This window comes from Streptococcus wuxiensis (assembly GCF_040888245.1).
In the GTDB taxonomy this organism is placed as follows: domain Bacteria; phylum Bacillota; class Bacilli; order Lactobacillales; family Streptococcaceae; genus Streptococcus; species Streptococcus wuxiensis.
In genome coordinates, this window is the sequence record NZ_JBFNFE010000001.1 from 91,818 (window position 1) to 111,051 (window position 19,234).

Annotated in this window: 4 protein-coding genes and 2 pseudogenes; 5 read left to right on the top strand and 1 reads right to left on the bottom strand. The window is 41.2% G+C overall.

The window, feature by feature from the left end; genetic code table 11:
* The first annotated feature begins 28 nt into the window (after positions 1 to 28).
* The 3 genes and pseudogenes from AB2B47_RS00430 to AB2B47_RS08655 all read left to right on the top strand — a co-directional run.
* Positions 29 to 7,426 carry a SpGH101 family endo-alpha-N-acetylgalactosaminidase gene (locus AB2B47_RS00430; RefSeq protein ID WP_320693365.1) on the top strand — a complete coding sequence of 2,466 codons (7,398 nt, stop codon included), beginning with the start codon at positions 29 to 31 and terminating at the stop codon, positions 7,424 to 7,426.
* Between the two features lie 153 nt (positions 7,427 to 7,579).
* Positions 7,580 to 15,247 (top strand): annotated as a pseudogene (locus AB2B47_RS00435) (beta-N-acetylglucosaminidase domain-containing protein); the annotation flags it as partial.
* 330 nt (positions 15,248 to 15,577) lie between these two features.
* Positions 15,578 to 16,069: pseudogene (locus tag AB2B47_RS08655) on the top strand (SIALI-17 repeat-containing surface protein); the annotation flags it as partial.
* Positions 16,070 to 16,212: 143 nt separating this feature from the next.
* Here the strand turns inward: AB2B47_RS08655 and AB2B47_RS00440 are convergent.
* Positions 16,213 to 16,614 carry a DUF6556 family protein gene (locus tag AB2B47_RS00440; protein ID WP_320693366.1) on the bottom strand — a complete coding sequence of 134 codons (402 nt, stop codon included), beginning with the start codon at positions 16,612 to 16,614 and terminating at the stop codon, positions 16,213 to 16,215.
* Between the two features lie 136 nt (positions 16,615 to 16,750).
* Here AB2B47_RS00440 and AB2B47_RS00445 point away from each other — a divergent pair, with 136 nt between their 5' ends.
* Positions 16,751 to 17,893, top strand: a complete 1,143-nt coding sequence (locus AB2B47_RS00445; RefSeq protein WP_006153431.1) for a cysteine desulfurase family protein — start codon at positions 16,751 to 16,753, stop codon at positions 17,891 to 17,893.
* Positions 17,894 to 17,901: 8 nt separating this feature from the next.
* On the top strand, positions 17,902 to 19,116 hold the full coding sequence (gene thiI / locus AB2B47_RS00450; RefSeq protein WP_006153420.1) for a tRNA uracil 4-sulfurtransferase ThiI: 1,215 nt from the start codon (positions 17,902 to 17,904) through the stop codon (positions 19,114 to 19,116).
* Positions 19,117 to 19,234: the final 118 nt, after the last annotated feature.

Consider the following 19,234-nt stretch of genomic DNA (forward strand, 5'->3'; position numbering starts at 1 on the left):
CTTTTTAAGCAGGAAGGAATAAAAAATTATGGATAAAAGGTTATTTGAAAAACGTTGTAAATATAGTATTCGGAAATTTTCATTAGGTGTTGCTTCTGTAATTATTGGTGCTACATTCTTTGGAACAAGTACTGTTTTGGCAGATACAGCCCAAACTGGTTCTACTGCAAATATGCCAGCTGATTTAGCCGCAGCTCTGGCAAATGCAAAAGATGATAATGGACATGATTTTGAAGCACCAAAACCTGGAGAAAATCAAGGGTCTCCAGAAGTTACCGAAGGACCAAAAACTGAGGAAGAATTACTAGCGAAAGAAAAAGAAGCTGCAGCAACTTCAGCAACTGAAAATGAACTTCCTAAAGATTTACGCGAAAAACTCGATAAGGCTGAAGATAGTGGCCATACTGCTTCGAAAGAAGACTTAGCAAAAGAAGATAAAAGTTTAGTTCCAGAAGATGTCGCTAAAACAAAAAACGGTGAATTGAATTACGGTGCAACTGTTGAAATTAAGAGCGATGCTGGGACTGGTAGTGGGATTGTGATAGGAGAAAATCTTGTTTTATCCGTATCTCATAACTTTATCAAGGATGTTCCGGATGGCAATAATCGTAAGGTAGCAGACAACATCGAAAGTGATAAAGATGTGTATACAGTTTCTTATGAAGGTGCACCAGACGTTAAGTTTAGTAAAAATGATGTAAAACACTGGGACCGTGAAGGCTTCCTAAAAGGTTATAAAAATGACTTAGCCATTGTCAAACTTCGCAGTCCACTTGCAAATGCTCCAGTTGAAGTTGCGGATAAACCATCAACTATCAAGACAGGAGATAAGGTACATGTATTTGGCTATCCAAAAGGAGAGCTTGATCCAATCCTTAATACCACTGTCGAAGATATTAATGACCATGGAGAGGGCGTTCGTGGAATTAGTTACCAAGGAAGTGAACCTGGTGCCAGTGGTGGCGGAATCTTTGATGAAAATGGTAAATTAATTGGGATTCATCAAAACGGTGTATCTGGTAAACGTAGTGGAGGTATTCTTTTCTCACCTGCCCAATTAGAGTGGATTCAAAATTATATCAAAGGTATTGAAACAACTAAACCAGCGGGTCTAGATGCACTTGATAAACAAGTTGAAGATAAAGAAGAAAAACCAAAAGAGGACAAACCTCAGGAAGAAAAACCAGTTGAAAACAAACCAGCTGAGAATAAACCAGCTGAAGCAGCAACGGGAGAAACTAGCGGCGCTACTGCCGAAGTGAAAAAAGAGTGGGACTCAGTAAGCCGTGTGAAAGGGAATGTTGAAGTCGTTGAAGAAGGCGGAGTACGCTACAACAAATTAATTTCAACAATAGCTAACGACAATGGAGCAAATGAAGCTTTATTTGAAAAAGCTGGATTACAGGCGGATGCGGAAGGAAATGTAAGCGTTGACTTAACGTTCAAAGCAAACACTCCTCCAGCTGAAACACGCTTTGGGGTATATCTAAAATATAAAGATAATGACAACAACATCTTTGTTGGGTATGACAAGGGCGGTTGGTTCTGGCAATACAAAGGACCAAATGTAAACACTTGGTATAGTAAGACTCGTGTAGAAGCACCAAATGTAGGTGAAGAAAACCACCTATCTATCGTTTACAAAAAAGACGGTCAATTAAATGCTACAAATAATGGACAAAATTTATTTAGCACAGAAGTCGTTCCAGAAGCTGTCAAGAACGCTTTAGCTGATGTGAATAAAGTTTACCTCAAAGCTGGTACTTACGGTACAGAATTATCTTCTGTTTCGATCAAAGCGGATAACCAAGATAACATCAAACCTGAAGAAGAAACTCCAGCTGTGAATGATGGGTTACGTCGCAATGACCAAGATGTTCACTATGAAACTTTACAATCAGAACAATTAAAAGCGATTATCGACACAGCGTTTCCACGTGTTAAAGAATATGAATTAGATGGAAAAACGTTAACAGGTCAAGTTCAAAAATTAGATAAAATGTCAATCAACGGTGTATTAGTCACTCCAGAAGTTCAATACCGTAAGATTGATGACACTACTGCAGAATATGTAATGAAAGTAAGAAACGATGATGAATTCATCAACGCTGAAATCACTGTAAAATTACAATTAGTCGGCAACGAAATGCACTTCGATGTGACAAAAGTAGTGAACAAAAACAATGTCGAAATGGGTAAACCAGTCGACAATGTTCGCAAATTAATCCAAACCATTGAATTCCCAGGAAACACACTTGTTTCTGTTGGTTCTAACAAACAAGGTGCAAAATTCGACGGAGCTCAAATGTCTACAAACACACATAACCGTGGAGACTATCATTTAGACTTGAAAGAAGGCAAGATGAATGAATATGCTTACGGCTTCATGTATGGATTTGTTTCTTCTAATGAATTAGCAGCATCTGTTTGGAGTAACTCTCAATTTACTTATAGAGGAAATGACTTTGCACGTTTAACAACAGCGTTAGAACGTGTTGAAGGCGTAAACTACTTAGGTATTCAAAGCTCACCTTACTGGTACCAACGTGCTTATAAGAACTTAGTATTCCCAGAATACACATTAGAATTACCAAGTTCTAAAGTAGTCATCACAAAAGACTTAAACAAAGATAATGTGGTGGATTGGCAAGATGGTGCGATTGCATATCGTAATATCATGAACAATCCTAAAGGGGCAGAATCTGTTCCAGATTTAGTAGCGTATCGTATTGCGATGAACTTCGCATCTCAAGCGCAAAACCCATTCTTAATGACATTAGATGGTATTAAGAAGATTAACTTACACACAGATGGTTTAGGTCAATCAATCCTACTTAAAGGGTATGGTAGTGAAGGTCACGACTCAGGTCACTTAAACTATGCGGATATCGGTAAGAGAATCGGTGGCGTTGAAGACTTCAAGAAATTATTAGCAAAATCAAAAGAATATGGAGCTAAAATCGGTATTCACGTTAATGCTTCTGAAACATATCCTGAATCTAAATACTTCAGTGAAGCTATTTTACGTAGAAACTCTGATGGAACATATATGTACGGTTGGAACTGGTTAGACCAAGGTATCAACATCGATGCGGAATATGACTTAGCTCATGGACGTTTGGATCGTTGGAAAGAGTTAAGAGAAAAACTAGGTGCTGACTTAGACTTCATCTATGTGGACGTTTGGGGTAACGGACAATCAGGAGATAACACTGCTTGGCCAACTCACGTACTTGCTAAAGAATTAAACTCTCAAGGATGGCGTATGGCTATCGAGTGGGGCTTCGGTGCAGAATATGACTCAACATTCCAACACTGGGCAGCTGACTTAACTTACGGTGGATATTCACTGAAGGGTATTAACTCAAACATCACTCGATTCATTCGTAACCACCAAAAAGATTCATGGGTGGGTGACTATCCAAGCTACGGTGGTGCCGCTAACTATCCATTACTTGGTGGATATAACATGAAAGACTTCGAAGGATGGCAAGGTCGAAGCGACTACGAAGGATATATTCGTAACCTCTTCGAAAACAACATCATGACGAAGTTCTTCCAACACTACAAAGTTTCTAAATGGGTGAACGGTGACCCAGTTGCGATGAGCGACAACGGTCAAAACTACAAGTGGACTCCAGAGATGGAAGTACATTTAACAAATGACAATGGGGACGAAGTGAAAATTGTTCGTCAATCAAACGACCCTAATAGCCCAGATTACCGTAAACGTGTCACAACATTAAACGGTCGTGTCATCGAAAATGGTAGAAGCTACTTAGTACCATGGAACTGGGATGAAAATGGTAAAGCTTTAACAGGCGACAAAGAAAAGATGTACTTCTACACAACTGAAGGTGGAACAACTGAATGGACTCTTCCAGAAGATTGGACTGGAGATAAAGTATACCTTTACCGTTTAACAGACCAAGGTAAGAAAGATGTTGTAGAATTAACAGTCGGCGCAGACCGTAAGATTCAAATTACGGGAGATGCGAACCAACCATATGTACTTTACAAAGCTCCTCAAGGCAAAAAGACAATGGTATGGAGTGAAGGTCTACACATCTATGACCAAGGTTTCAACAGCGGAACATTAGATCATTGGGAAAAAACGGGTGACAGCGAACACGCTGAAATCGTGAAATCTCAAGGGGCTAACGAAATGTTACGTATTCAAGGAAACACTGAACGTGTGACATTGAAACAACGCTTAACAGACTTGAAACCAAATACAAGATATGCTGTTTATGTAGGTGTAGATAACCGAAGTGATGCACGTGCAGATATCACAATCCGTGTAGGCGACAAAGTGATTTCTAACTACACTAACAAATCAATCGCGAAGAACTATGTACAAGCACATGCGCATAACACACTTTCAAAGAACGCAACTGTGGATAATACAAGTTACTTCCAAAACATGTATGTATACTTCACAACCGGTGAAGATGTTTCTAATGTGACATTAGAACTTGGACGTGATGCGGATGCAGCAGCAACTTACTTCGATGAAATTCGTGTATTTGAAAATCAATCTGTAATGTACAACGAAAAACACGATACAGGAAATGGTAAATTCAAACAAGACTTTGAAGAAGTGCCTCAAGGTATCTTCCCATTCGTAGTCGGCGATGTTGAAGGCGTACAAGATAACCGTACTCACTTATCTGAAAAACACGAACCATATACTCAACGTGGATGGAATGGTAAGAAAGTCAACGATGTTATCGAAGGCAACTGGTCATTGAAGACAAACGGTTTATCAGGTTATGACAAACTCGTTTACCAAACAATTCCACAAAACTTCCGCTTCGAAGAAGGTAAGACTTATAAAGTAACCTTCGAGTATGAAGCAGGTTCAAATGGAGCATACTCATTCGTTATCGGTAATGGCGAAAATTCTCGTCGTAGTAAATTAACGAAATACGACTTAGAAAACACTTGGGAAAATTCATCAACTCCTAAGAAAGTAAGCTTCTATGTTACTGGTGAAAAAGGTGGAAACACTTGGATTGGTATTTACTCAAATGCGCGTGGTGCCGATACTAAAGGAGCTACAGATAACAACGAAATCAACTTTAAAGGTTATAAAGACTTTATGTTAGATAACCTTGAAATTGAAGAAATTAAGTTAACTGGTAAGATGATCATCGATGAAGCATACGAAAAGAATACTCCAATCGTAAATGGCAACTACAAACAAGATTCATTAAATGCATATAAAGACGCTGTAGCAGCTTTATTAGAAGCAGACGATGATATTAGTGTGGATGACGCTAAAGCTCTTGTAGAACGCGTTAACGAAGCTAAAGAAAAACTTGCGGTGAAACGTAGCGCTCCAGATTGGGACGATATTCATGATCTTGATGCTCCTTATGAAGAAGCAGATAATGTATGGTATGCATTTGATGGAAATACAAATACTTTATGGCATACACCTTATGGAGTGAATAGCTTAGGAAAACCATTAACAGTAGAGTTTAATAATCCGATGGAATCAACTCGCTTTGAATATGTTCCTCGCCCTTCAGGTCCAAACGGACGTGTGATGAGCGGTAGCCTTACAGTGATTGATGAAAAAGGACAAGAACATAACTTTAGCTTTACTGGATGGGAAAATAATGCGAAAACAAAAGTGATTAACTTCGATGCTCCAATCAAAGTGAAGAAAGCAATCTTTACTGGTAACGAAACATACGGTGATCCTGGACATATTTCAGCAGCGGAATTACGCTTCGTTCTTCCAGTTGAAGAGGATAAACCATTAGATGAAGCTGCATACAATGCTGAAGTAGAACGTGTTCGTAAGATTGATCGTCAAGATGCGAAAGAATACTTGGCGGCTGTTGAAGCGTACAAGAATGGCCTTGCAGAACATAACTTATTAACTCCAAACGGACTTAATAAATTGGTAGAAGGCTTGAAAGAAATTAAAGAAACTGAAGAGCCAACTCCAGATCCAAAACCAACCCCAGATCCAAAACCAACCCCAGATCCAGAGCCAACTCCAGATCCAGAGCCAACTCCAGATCCGAAACCAACTCCAGATCCGAAACCAACTCCAGATCCGAAACCAACCCCAGATCCAGAGCCAACTCCAGATCCAGAACCAACCCCAGATCCAAAACCAACTCCAGATCCAGAGCCAACTCCAGATCCAGAGCCAACCCCGGATCCAAAACCAACTCCAGATCCAGAGCCAACTCCAGATCCAGAGCCAACTCCAGATCCGAAACCAACTCCAGATCCAAAACCAACTCCAGATCCGAAACCAACCCCAGATCCAGAGCCAACTCCAGATCCAGAGCCAACTCCAGATCCGAAACCAACTCCAGATCCGAAACCAACTCCAGATCCGAAACCAACCCCAGATCCAGAGCCAACTCCAGATCCAGAACCAACCCCAGATCCAAAACCAACTCCAGATCCAGAGCCAACTCCAGATCCAGAGCCAACCCCAGATCCGAAACCAACTCCAGATCCAGAGCCAACTCCAGATCCAGAGCCAACTCCAGATCCGAAACCAACTCCAGATCCAGAACCAACTCCAGATCCGAAACCAACTCCAGATCCAGAACCAATCCCAGATCCAAAACCAACTCCAGATCCAGAGCCAACTCCAGATCCAGAGCCAACCCCAGATCCGAAACCAACTCCGGATCCAGAGCCAACTCCAGATCCAGAGCCAACTCCAGATCCGAAACCAACTCCAGATCCAGAACCAACTCCAGAACCTGAAGTTCTTTCAAGTAAGGGAGAACAGCAACCACCAGTAGTTGAAATTCCTGAATTTACAGGTGGAGTTAATGCTGCAGAAGCGGCTGTTTATGACATTCCAGAGTTCAAGGGTGGCGTTAATTGGGTTGAAGCAGCTAAGAATGATGTTCCAGAGTTCAAGGGTGGCGTTAATTGGGTTGACGCAGCTAAGAATGATGTTCCAGAGTTCAAGGGTGGCGGTAATTGGGTTGAAGCAGCTAAGAATGATGTTCTAGAGTTCAAGGGTGGCGTTAATTGGGTTGACGCAGCTAAGAATGATGTTCCAGAGTTCAAGGGTGGCGGTAATTGGGTTGAAGCAGCTAAGAATGATGTTCTAGAGTTCAAGGGTGGCGTTAATTGGGTTGAAGCAGACAAGAATGAGCTTCCAGAGTTCAAGGGTGGAGCTAATTGGGTTGAAGCTGCTAAGAATGATGTTCCTGAGTATAAAGAAACATTAGGTGCAGGAGACAATCAGACAAGTCCAGTTGCAGAAAAACTTGATCAGAAACCAGCTCTTACACCAACACCTGCTATGCAAGCAGCACAAAAAGAAGCAGATCAGTCCAAACTTCCTGAAACTGGTGAAGGCACAACTGAACACCTCTTCCTAGCTGGTCTTACATTAGCAATGTCTGCTCTATTTCTTCAAAAAAGAAAAGAAGATTAAAATATAATAGAGTTTTATACTATGAAAACTCAAACTCCTAACTTATTGTAATGGAGAAAATCAAACACCTAGAGAGGACCTCTTGGTCCTCCCTTTTTAAAAGGGAAATGAGAACGCTTACCCAATTTAAGCGTTGGAAAGGAAATAAAGAAAATGGGAAAACATTTTTTTGAGAGACGGTGTCATTACAGTATACGTAAGTTTGCAATAGGCGCTGCTTCTGTCATGATTGGTGCAAGCATTTTTGGTGCTGGTATGGTTCAAGCAGCAGAAACAGAAGGGCCTGCAGAGACAGAAGGCACGGTGACACAGGTTCAGCCCCTGGATAAGTTACCAGCGGATATAGCAGCAGCTATTGAAAAAGCTGAATCAGCAAAACCAACTGATCCTACTGAAACGAATCCGACTGATGCGGAAGCTCAGCCTAAAAATACTGGAGAAGCAACACCAAAACCAGCTGAAACTCCAGTTCCTAAGGAAGAAGCAACACCAAAACCAGCTGAAACTCCAAAAGAAGAAGCAGCACCAGTAGCTAAACCAGCAGAAAAGCCAGTTACTAAAGATTTGGTTGAAACTCCAGATGTCAATCATTTGGAAAAGGCTACTGCGACAGCATCAAACCATGAAGCGAACACACCATTTACTGCTGAGAAGGCGATTGATGGAAATCCAGATACTCGTTGGGCAACTGACCGTGATGTTGTGAAACCAACAATCGAATTTAAGCTTGAAAAGACAACCTTAATCAAGCATGTGGAAATTGATTGGGATCGTCGTGTTCGTGGCGAGCAAAATGATCCAAACATCAAATCTTGGAATCTCTATTATGCAGGTCAAGACGAAGTAAATGGATCAGGTCCTGGAGAATGGAAGTTGGCTCATCAACGAACAGGGACTCCGGTTCTAGATGAAAAAGTTGACTTAAAAGAAGCCGTTCAAGCTAAGTATCTTAAACTTGAAATTACAGATTATCAAGCCGGTACTATGCAATGGAAAAATGTGGGTATTCAAGAAATTCGTGCCTACTCAAATATTCCAGACACCAGCAAACCAACAGATATTCGTCAAGTTACAGAAATAGCGGTTGCTGAAGACGGAAAATCACTTGTATTACCTAAATTACCTGGTCAAGTTAGCTTGATTGGAAGCAATAAGCAAGGTGTTATCGACCTAAATAATAAAATCTACACACCGCTGACAGAACAACATGTCAAAGTGATGGTCCAACAAACGAATGATAACCACACCTTCACAAAAGAATTTGAAGTTGTCATTAAAGGCTTGCACGCTGATGAAGGCGTTGGAACCAAACCTGCAGTTGCCCCAGCAGTTCAACAATGGTACGGCACTGAAGGTAAAACTTCTATTACTTCAGAAACCGTCATTTCAGTTGGAGATTCTGGGTTTGACAAGGAAGCTAAGTTCTACCAAACTGACCTTGAAAATCGTGGTTTGGAAGTCGCAACCGGTGGTCAAGAAGCGCAAAACCGCATTGAGTTTAAAAAGGTTGAAGACAAGGGTTATGGTAAAGAAGGCTATGGTATCACCATTAAAGATGGAGTTATCACTGTAGAAGCTGCGACCAATGCAGGAGCATTTTATGCAACTCGTACCCTCCTTCAGTTGGGAGAAAATAACTTGCAAAACGGAGAAATCCGTGACTTCCCAAGCTTTAGTCACCGTGGCTTTATGCTAGATACAGGTCGTAAGTTTATCCCTTATGATACGCTTGTAGATATCATGCTCAATATGGCCTACTACAAGATGAACGATCTTCAATTGCACTTGAATGACAACTATATCTTCTTAAAAGATCATTTAGCAGGGAAAAATCTTACTCCTCAAGAGGAACTGGATTATGTTCTTAAAAATGCTAAGACAGGCTTCCGTGTAGAAACGGATGTTGTTGGTGAGAATGGTGAAAAATTAACATCAAAAGAACATTACACCAAGGAAGAAATGCAACAGATCATTAGCCTGGCTAAAGACTTGCATATCAACCTTGTTCCTGAAATTGACACACCTGGTCACGCCTTGTCCTTTGTTAAGGTTCGTCCTGACTTGATGTATCAAGGACGACTAAGTGCTAACAAGCATAATGTAGAGCGTGTAGCGATGCTAGACTTGGATAACAAGTACGAAGAAACTCTCGCTTTTGTTAAATCTGTCTATGACAAATTGCTCGATGGTGAAAATGCACCTCTTCGTGGCGTTTCAACAGTTCATATCGGTACAGATGAGTACTATGGAAGTCCTGAAAGTTATCGTCGTTATGTCAATGATATGATCCAGTACATCAAAGGTAAGGGCTTAACACCACGTATTTGGGGTTCGCTCACTGCTAAGCAAGGAACGACACCAGTAGATTGGAATGGTGTAGAAGTGGATATCTGGAGCCTTGGTTGGCAAAATCCACAGGCAGCGATTGCTAAGGGTGCTAAGATTATCAATATCTTGGATGTACCAACCTATAGTGTTCCAAGTGGTAGCAACAGTCAGGGACCTTACAGTGACTATGCCAACTATGAAATGCAATACAATAGTTGGGCACCAAATGACTTCACTGCTCGAAGAGGCCCACGCTTAGAAGCATCTAATCCAAATATCATCGGTGGTGGTCATGCAGTCTGGAATGACAACATCGACCTCCATGAAACAGGACTGACTTCGTTTGATATCTTTAAACGCTTCTTCAAGAGTATGCAATCAACTGCAGAACGCACTTGGGGTTCAGATCGTGCAGCTAAGACCTATGCAGACCGTATCCAACCAACAAGTGTTTATGCACCGCGTTCAAATCCAGATAAAATAGTAGAAGAAAGCGACCTCTTTACAATTAAAGCAGAAACTATCAAAGAGTATCTTGCTAAGAATGTGAAAAAAACAGAAGCAGGATTGAATTTTGAAAAAGATAGCACTATCGAAGGTCTCGTTGGTGATGTTGGTCCGAGCCATGTCTTGAAATTGGATGTGACAGTGACAGGAGACGGTGAGCAAGTCTTCTCAACTAGTGGAGATAACCAACTTTATCTTGCGGACAAGGATGGCTACCTCGCTTATAAATTTGAACAATTCCATATTCAATTCAACAAGAAACTTGAGAAGAATAAACGTTATCAAATCTCTGTTGTTACGAAACCACAAAAAACAGAAGTTTATGTAGACGGTGAAAAGGTTGAGCGTATTGCAAATCCAGCTCATCCTCGCTTGGCCCACAATACCTTGGTACTACCGCTTGAAACAATCGGTGGCTTCCAAGGAATCTTGCATAGTGCAGAGTTGTCGAATGAAGCATTTGTAAACCCACGTTTAATCCCAACAGATCACTTCACAGTTTCTGCAACTAGTCAGGAAACACCAGGAACAGAGAATGAAGGACCAGTAGAGAAAGCTTTCGATAATGATCCAAATACCTTCTGGCATTCAAAATGGACTGGAGACCGTGCTCCATATACCGTTGCCATGAATTTGAACGCTCCTGAAAAAGTCAATGGTTTGACTTATCTTCCACGTCCAGGTGGTGGTAACGGAGTCGTGACCGCTTATGAAATCTATGCTCAAAAAGATGGTCAAATGGTTAAGGTTGCTTCAGGAACTTGGGAAAATAACACTAAAGAAAAAACGGTTAATTTTGCAGCAGTTGAAACTAATAAGGTAGAATTTAAAGTTCTATCAGGTGTCGCAGGATTTGGTAGTGCCGCAGAAATTCAACTACTCAAGCCACTTTCTGATAGTGAAACAGAAGAACCAGTTGTTCCAGAAAAACCTGTAACTCCTGAGAAACCGGTGACTCCAGAACAACCAAGAGTTGAAGAGGTGGGTGATGGTACAACTGAACTTGCTGATAGCTTTGTAGCTACAAAACCAGCCAGTGATGATGCGATTGCTACTGCAGCACAAAGTCAAGACTATCTCAAGAAAGAATACAAGGTATTCCCAACACCACAAAAAGTCACTTATGGTGAAGGTGTCACTAAACTTCAAAAACAAGTTAATCTTGTCATGGGTAATCAGCTAGATATTTATACTCGCAACCGCTTGAAGAGTGTACTACAAGATCATCAAATCTCTTATACAAGTAGTCAAGCAGCAGTAGCAGGTGCTACAAATATCTATCTTGGTGTTCATGGTCAACATTCACAGGCTGAAAAAGAAATATCTGGTATTTCTCAAGGACTCTTTGATAAGATTGATGCTTATGCTTTGTCAATCAAGAACAATACAATCTCTATCGTCGGTAAAGATACAGATGCTGTCTTCTATGGATTGACGACTCTTAAACACATGCTTAATGAAAGTGAAGCTCCAGTTTTACGTAATGTAACTGTTGAAGACTACGCTGAAATTAAGAATCGTGGTTTTATCGAAGGTTACTATGGAAATCCATGGAGCAATGCTGATCGCGCTGAATTGATGCGTTTTGGTGGTGACTTGAAGTTGACCCAATACTTCTTTGCACCAAAAGACGATCCATACCACAACAAGAAATGGCGTGAACTTTATCCAGAAGAAAAATTAGCTGAAATCCGTGAATTGGCGCGTGTCGGAAACCAAAACAAGACTCGTTATGTTTGGACCATCCACCCATTCATGAACAACCGTATCCGTTTTGGCAACGATGCTGATTACCAAAAAGACCTTGAAACCATTAAGGCTAAATTCACTCAATTGATGGATGTCGGCGTTCGTGAGTTCGGTATTTTGGCCGATGATGCTCCAAGCCCAGTTGGTGGCTATAATAGCTACAACCGCTTGATGAAGGACATGACAGATTGGTTGACTGAAAAACAAGCAACTTATGTTGGCCTTCGTAAGGAAATGATTTTTGTCCCAGGTCAGTATTGGGGTAATGGTCGTGAAGATGAGTTGAAATCTCTAAACGAAAATCTTCCAACTTCAACTTCTATGACCCTTACTGGTGGTAAGATTTGGGGTGAAGTATCTGAAAGCTTCCTTTCAAACCTTAAGAATAATCTGTCTGCAGGAGGTAAGACCTACCGCCCAGTTTCTCTATGGATTAACTGGCCTGTTACAGATAACTCTAAACAACACTTGATTTTGGGTGGCGGTGAGAAATTCCTTCATCCAAATGTGGACCCAAGTCTCCTTTCAGGTATCATGTTGAATCCAATGCAACAATCTGAGCCTTCTAAGATTGCCCTCTTCTCAGCAGCTCAGTATGCATGGAAACAATGGAAGTCTGAAGAAGAAGCTAAGAAAGTAAATGATATCGCCTTCAACTTTGTTGAAACAGGTAAATTTACTGACAGTGAAACATCTGTTGCCTTCCGTGAACTTGGTAAACATATGATCAACCAAAACATGGATGGTCGTGTTGTGAAATTAGAAGAGTCTGTTGAACTTGCACCAAAATTGGCGGCCTTCATGTCTAAGTTGAAAGCTGGTCAAGATGTCAATGCAGAGCGTCAAGAATTGCGTGCAGAATTTGCTAAAATAAAAGCTGCAGCACAACTTTATAAAGCATCTGGTGACGAAAAGATGCGTGCTCAAATCCACTATTGGTTGGATAATGCTATTGACCAAATGGATGCTTTGAGTGCTTTCCTAGATGGATCAGAAGCTATTGAAAACAATGATTCTGCTAGACTTTGGGATAGCTATTACAAGGGCTTGAAACTTTATGAACAATCACAAACTTATACTTTCCATTATGTAGACCATGATGAAAGAGCTGAGTTGGGTGTACAACATATCCGTCCATTCTTGCTTGGTCTTCGTGAAATCTTGGCAACTGAAGTTCAAAAAGCCCTACACCCAGACCAAGTAATCAGCACCTTTATCACAAACCGTACAGGTGTAGAAGGTGGACTTGCTGAAGTCACTGACGGAGATTTAGGAACACATGCCCTTATCAAATCACCAAACAGCATCCAAACTGGTGACTATATTGGTTTGAAATTTAATAAAGCTGTTCCAATTCAAAACTTGACATTTGCAATGGGAACTCAAGCAAATCCACGCGATACCTTTAACAATGCTAAGGTTGAGTACCTCAATGAAAATGATGAGTGGGTAACACTTTCAGAACCAAGCTACACTGGTAATGAGCCTCTTCTTAAATTTGAAAATCTCAATATCAATGCTAAAGCTGTTCGCATGATTGCAACTTCTGACCGTGAGAACACTTGGTTTGCTGTACGAGAAATAGCTGTTAACCGTCCTGTAGAAGTAAGTCGTCCTAAACAAACAGCTACAGTGACTATCAGTCCAAATCTTATGTACAAGTACAACACGACTGTTGCCTCTATTACAGATGGTCGTGACAATACTGAAGCTATGCTGGCAAATGCTGATCGAACAGATACAACTCCAGTCGGTGGTTGGGTTCAACTAGACTTGGGTGGAGTCAAACCTGTAACTAAGGTTCGCCTCGTTCAAGGATCAGGTGATAAATTGGCAGAAGGTGTTCTTGAGTATTCTACAGATGGAAATTCATGGCAAGAATTGGATCGTTTGACTGGTGAACAAACCAAAGAAATTGAAACTCCAATTTCAGCTCGCTACATCCGTGTTCGTAACACCAAGAATATCAATCTATGGTGGCGTATCGCTGACTTCTCAGTTGAAACACGTGCTGGCAATAGCGAGATGACAGACACTAATGTTGAAAGTTTGAAATCAACTCCAGTATACGACAGTCTCGGTCGTTATGACATGCAAATTCCAAGTGGCACCAAGCTTCCAGCTCATAGCTACTTGGGTATGAAGCTAGACCGTCTACACCAAGCTGAAAGCATTCAGGCTATTGGTATTGGAAATCCAGCCCTTGACTTGGAATTCTCTCCAAATGCACAAGAATGGTATCCAGCTAGCCAAGTAACTGATAAGTCCTTGGTACGTTATGCTCGTTTGATTAATAAGACTGACCAAGAACAAGCAGTGACAGCAACATCTTTACTCGTTAAGACAAAAGAAGTGGAGCCAACTAAACTTGATTCTACATCTATGGGAATTGATGCCTATTATGGTGCAAATGATGTTCGCAAGATCAAGAATTTGGATCAGTTGTTTGATGGTGTTTACAATAACTTTGTAGAGTTCTCTGACTATGCACGTAAAGATGGTCATATTACCTTGAAACTTGGTAGCGAACGTGAAATCAAGAAGATTAGAGCTTACATCCAAGATGGTACGAAGAACTATCTTCGTGATGGTAAGATTCAGGTTAGTCAAGATGGTAAGACATGGACAGATGTTGTGACAGTAGGTGATGATGTCGCTAATGAAATGCGCGATGATTCATTGACAGATGGATGGACACATGATTCTAAGATGCCTGGAAATCGCTACATCGAGGGTGAACTTGCAAGCCCAGTTAAAGCTAACTATCTCCGTGTTCTCTTCACTGCTAATTACGATGCTCGTTTTGTTGGATTTACTGAGTTGGTTATCAATGACGGCGAATTTGTGAAACCAATCAACGACCCAACTGTTCAAGGAAATGGTGGAGAAAGTCGAGGCAACCTTTACACAAATCTTGTAGATGGCAAAGTATTGACAAGCTATAAGGCTGAGAAAGACCAAGGTGAGCTGGTTTACCACTTATCAGAACCAACAAACGCCAACCACATCCGACTTGTTTCTAGTCTGCCTCAAGGAGTAGCAGCGCGTCTACTTGCTCGCACTCTGAAAACAGACAGAGACGGTGCTTGGACAGATTTGGGAGCAATTACTTCAAGCTTCCAAACATTTGCAGTGAGAGATAAGGCTCCGTTACTTGATGTCAAACTTGTTTGGGAAGGCGGCAAACCAGAGTTCTATGAAATGACTACTTACTACCAAGAACTTTCAGAAGAACCTGAACCAACCCCAGATCCAGAGCCAACTCCAGATCCAGAGCCAACTCCAGATCCGAAACCAACTCCGGATCCAGAACCAACTCCGGATCCAGAACCAACTCCAGATCCAGAGCCAACTCCAGATCCAAAACCAACCCCAAATCCAGAGCCAACTCCAGATCCAAAACCAACTCCAGATCCGAAACCAACTCCAGATCCAGAGCCAACTCCAGATCCAGAGCCAACTCCAGATCCAAAACCAACTCCAGATCCAGAGCCAACTCCAGATCCAGAGCCAACTCCGGAACCTGAAGTCCTTTCAAGTAAGGGAGATCAGCAACCACCAGTAGTTAAAATTCCTGAATTTACAGGTGGAGTTAATGCTGCAGAAGCAGCTGTTCATGACATTCCAGAGTTCAAGGGCGGCGTCAATTGGGTTGAAGCGGACAAGAATGAGCTTCCAGAGTTCAAGGGCGGAGTTAATTGGGTTGAAGCGGACAAGAATGAGCTTCCAGAGTTCAAGGGCGGAGTTAATTGGGTTGAAGCGGACAAGAATGAGCTTCCAGACTTCTAGGGTGGCGTTAAGTGGGTTGAAGCAGCTAAGAATGAGGTTCCAGAATATAAAGAGCCTGTTGCAAACTCAGTTACACCAATTGCGGATCACAAGCAACCTTCAAGTTCAACAAACCAAAAACAAGAACCAGAAGGACCAAATGCACCAGCGACTGAAGCTAAAGGTCAACTTCCAGCAACTGGTGAGCAAGATTCAGTAGGCTTAGCCTTCCTAGCTAGTCTTGGATTGGTTCTATCTGCAACCTTTATCAAAAAAGGGAAAGAAGACTAGATACGAATCTTCATTCTATGCAGAATAACTTGTTTTAAAAAAGAAAACCAGGGACATTAGTTCCTGGTTTTTTGTGATAAAAATGAAATGAAAAACTAGCAAAATAAAAAACCAACGAAGAAACCGTTGGTGTTGAGGAATGTTTAGGATGCTCCGTTATTAGCGCTAACTCCTGCCTCAGTGGTTGGAGTATTTGATGAAGAATCAGATGACTCATTTTTCTGAGGCTTGTCATCTGATTTTGTATCTTCCTTCTTGCTAGGTGTTTGAACTTCTTCTGTTTGAGATGTTTCTTGATGATTAGACTGACTTTGTGCAGGTGTATTGGATTCAGCGGGAGCTTCCTTTTGAACTTCCTTGATAATGGTTGTTTGTGGAGTCGTATCTTTATGATCCTTGTTTTTATCTAAAGCATTCATGATAGTGATACTAGCTGTAATCAAACCAAGGATACTGGCTAAAGTTGCAATTGTTTTTTGAAAGACGGTAAAGCCTTTTTTGATATGTTCAGTTTTAGGTTTTGATTTTCTGCGATAGTTAGACATAATTTCTCTCCTTTACCATGATTCATTATACCCAAAATCTTTAAAAAAAACTTAAATGAACCTGAACGGCATTTCTTGTCGCCTGAACTGTTTCATGTTACAATAGAAGGAGTGATTTTAGAAAGCGTGAGAAACCATGATTTACTTTGATAATTCAGCTACGACCAAGCCTTACCCAGAAGCATTAGAGACCTATATGCAAGTTGCTTCAAAAATTATAGGAAATCCTTCCAGTCTCCATCGATTGGGCGACCAATCTACCAGAATTTTAGAAGCTTCTCGTCAGCAGATTGCAGACTTAATTGGTAAGAAAAGTGAAGAAATCTTCTTTACCTCTGGTGGTACCGAAGGAGATAACTGGGTTATCAAAGGTGTCGCTTTTGAAAAAGCTCAGTTTGGTAAACACATCATCGTGTCAGAAATTGAGCATCCAGCGGTTAAGGAGTCTGCTCTTTGGCTTCAGGCTCAAGGATTCGAGGTGGATTTTGCACCAGTTGATGAAAAAGGATTTGTAGATGTAGTTGCTTTAGAAAATCTACTTCGTCCTGATACAACGCTAGTCTCTGTTATGGCAGTCAACAATGAAATCGGCTCAATCCAGTCTATTGAAGCTATCTCAGAACTATTAGCAGATAAGCCAACGATTTCCTTCCATGTTGATGCGGTTCAAGCTTTAGCTAAGATTCCGACAGAAAAGTATTTGACTGACCGAGTGGACTTTGCGACTTTTTCGAGTCACAAGTTTCACGGTGTTCGTGGTGTTGGCTTTGTCTACATCAAATCTGGTAAGAAGATTACGCCCCTATTAACTGGTGGTGGCCAAGAGCGTGATTATCGTTCAACTACTGAGAATGTAGCAGGTATTGCAGCAACAGCCAAGGCCTTACGTTTGGCTATGGAAAATCTAGATTTGTTTACGAGCAAAACAAGTCAGATGAAGGAAGTCATCCGTCAAGCCCTTCTTGATTATCCAGATATTTTTGTCTTCTCAGGTGAGGAAGACTTTGCTCCACATATTCTGACCTTTGGGATTAAGGGGGTTCGTGGTGAAGTTATCGTTCACGCATTTGAAGACTATGATATTTTCATTTCCACAACCTCTGCTTGCTCATCCAAGGCAGGAAAACCTGCTGGGACCTTGATTGCCATGGGGGTTGAAAAAGATAAGGCCCAGTCAGCAGTACGCCTTAGCCTAGACCTAGAAAAGGACATGAGTCAAGTGGAGCAATTTTTGACCAAACTAACATTAATTTACAATCAAACTAGAAAAGTAAGATAGGAGCATTCATGCAATATTCAGAAATTATGATTCGCTACGGGGAACTGTCAACCAAAGGTAAAAACCGTATGCGTTTCATCAATAAACTACGTAATAACATTTCAGATGTCTTGTCCATCTATCCTCAAGTCAAGGTAACTGCTGATCGCGATCGTGCCCATGCTTATCTCAATGGTGCAGACTATGCAGCAGTAGCTGAGTCTCTCAAACAGGTTTTCGGGATTCAAAACTTTTCACCAGTGTATAAGGTTGAAAAATCTGTAGAAGTTCTTAAATCTACTGTCCAAGAGATTATGCAGGACATCTATAAGGAAGGCATGACCTTTAAAATTTCAAGCAAGCGCAGTGACCACAACTTTGAACTAGACAGTCGTGAACTCAACCAAACGCTTGGTGGAGCCGTATTTGAAGCTATTCCAAATGTGCAAGCTCAAATGAAAAATCCGGACATCAATCTGCAGGTGGAGATTCGTGAGGAAGCAGCCTACCTTTCTTATGAAACTATTCGTGGAGCGGGAGGTTTGCCAGTTGGAACTTCTGGGAAAGGTATGCTCATGTTGTCAGGGGGGATTGACTCTCCTGTAGCAGGATATCTTGCTCTCAAACGCGGTGTGGATATCGAGGCTGTTCACTTTGCTAGTCCACCCTATACTAGTCCAGGTGCCCTCAAGAAAGCTCAGGATTTGACCCGTAAATTGACCAAGTTCGGTGGCAATATCCAGTTTATCGAAGTACCTTTCACTGAAATCCAAGAAGAGATTAAGGCTAAGGCCCCAGAAGCCTATCTCATGACTTTGACACGTCGCTTTATGATGCGTATTACCGACCGTATCCGTGAAGTGAGAAACGGTTTGGTCATTATCAATGGTGAAAGTCTTGGTCAGGTAGCAAGTCAAACACTTGAAAGTATGCAGGCTATCAATGCTGTAACCAATACACCGATTATCCGACCGGTTGTAACTATGGATAAGTTGGAAATCATAGATATTGCTCAGGAAATTGATACCTTTGAAATTTCTATCCAACCTTTTGAAGACTGCTGTACGATTTTTGCGCCTGATCGTCCGAAAACAAATCCTAAAATTAAGAATGCTGAACAGTATGAAACACGTATGGATGTTGAAGGATTGGTTGAGCGAGCAGTAGCAGGAATTATGATTACTGAAATTACCCCTCAAGCTGAGAAAGATGCTGTCGATGAATTAATTGAAGATCTTCTTTAATGTGAAGAAACTGAAATTCCTAAGAAAAAAGTTAGTTTTTATCCTAAATTTGGACGAAAACCGACTTTTTTCTATTTTTGTGCTATAATAAGATAAAATTTTGAATATAGAGAGTTTT

Bases quoted from the DNA above. Each gene is read 5' to 3' on its own strand.
- AB2B47_RS00440 (WP_320693366.1), bottom strand. From the start codon at position 16,614: ATGTCTAACTATCGCAGAAAATCAAAACCTAAAACTGAACATATCAAA.
- AB2B47_RS00430 (WP_320693365.1), top strand. From the start codon at position 29: ATGGATAAAAGGTTATTTGAAAAACGTTGTAAATATAGTATTCGGAAA.
- thiI (WP_006153420.1), top strand. From the start codon at position 17,902: ATGCAATATTCAGAAATTATGATTCGCTACGGGGAACTGTCAACCAAA.
- AB2B47_RS00445 (WP_006153431.1), top strand. From the start codon at position 16,751: ATGATTTACTTTGATAATTCAGCTACGACCAAGCCTTACCCAGAAGCA.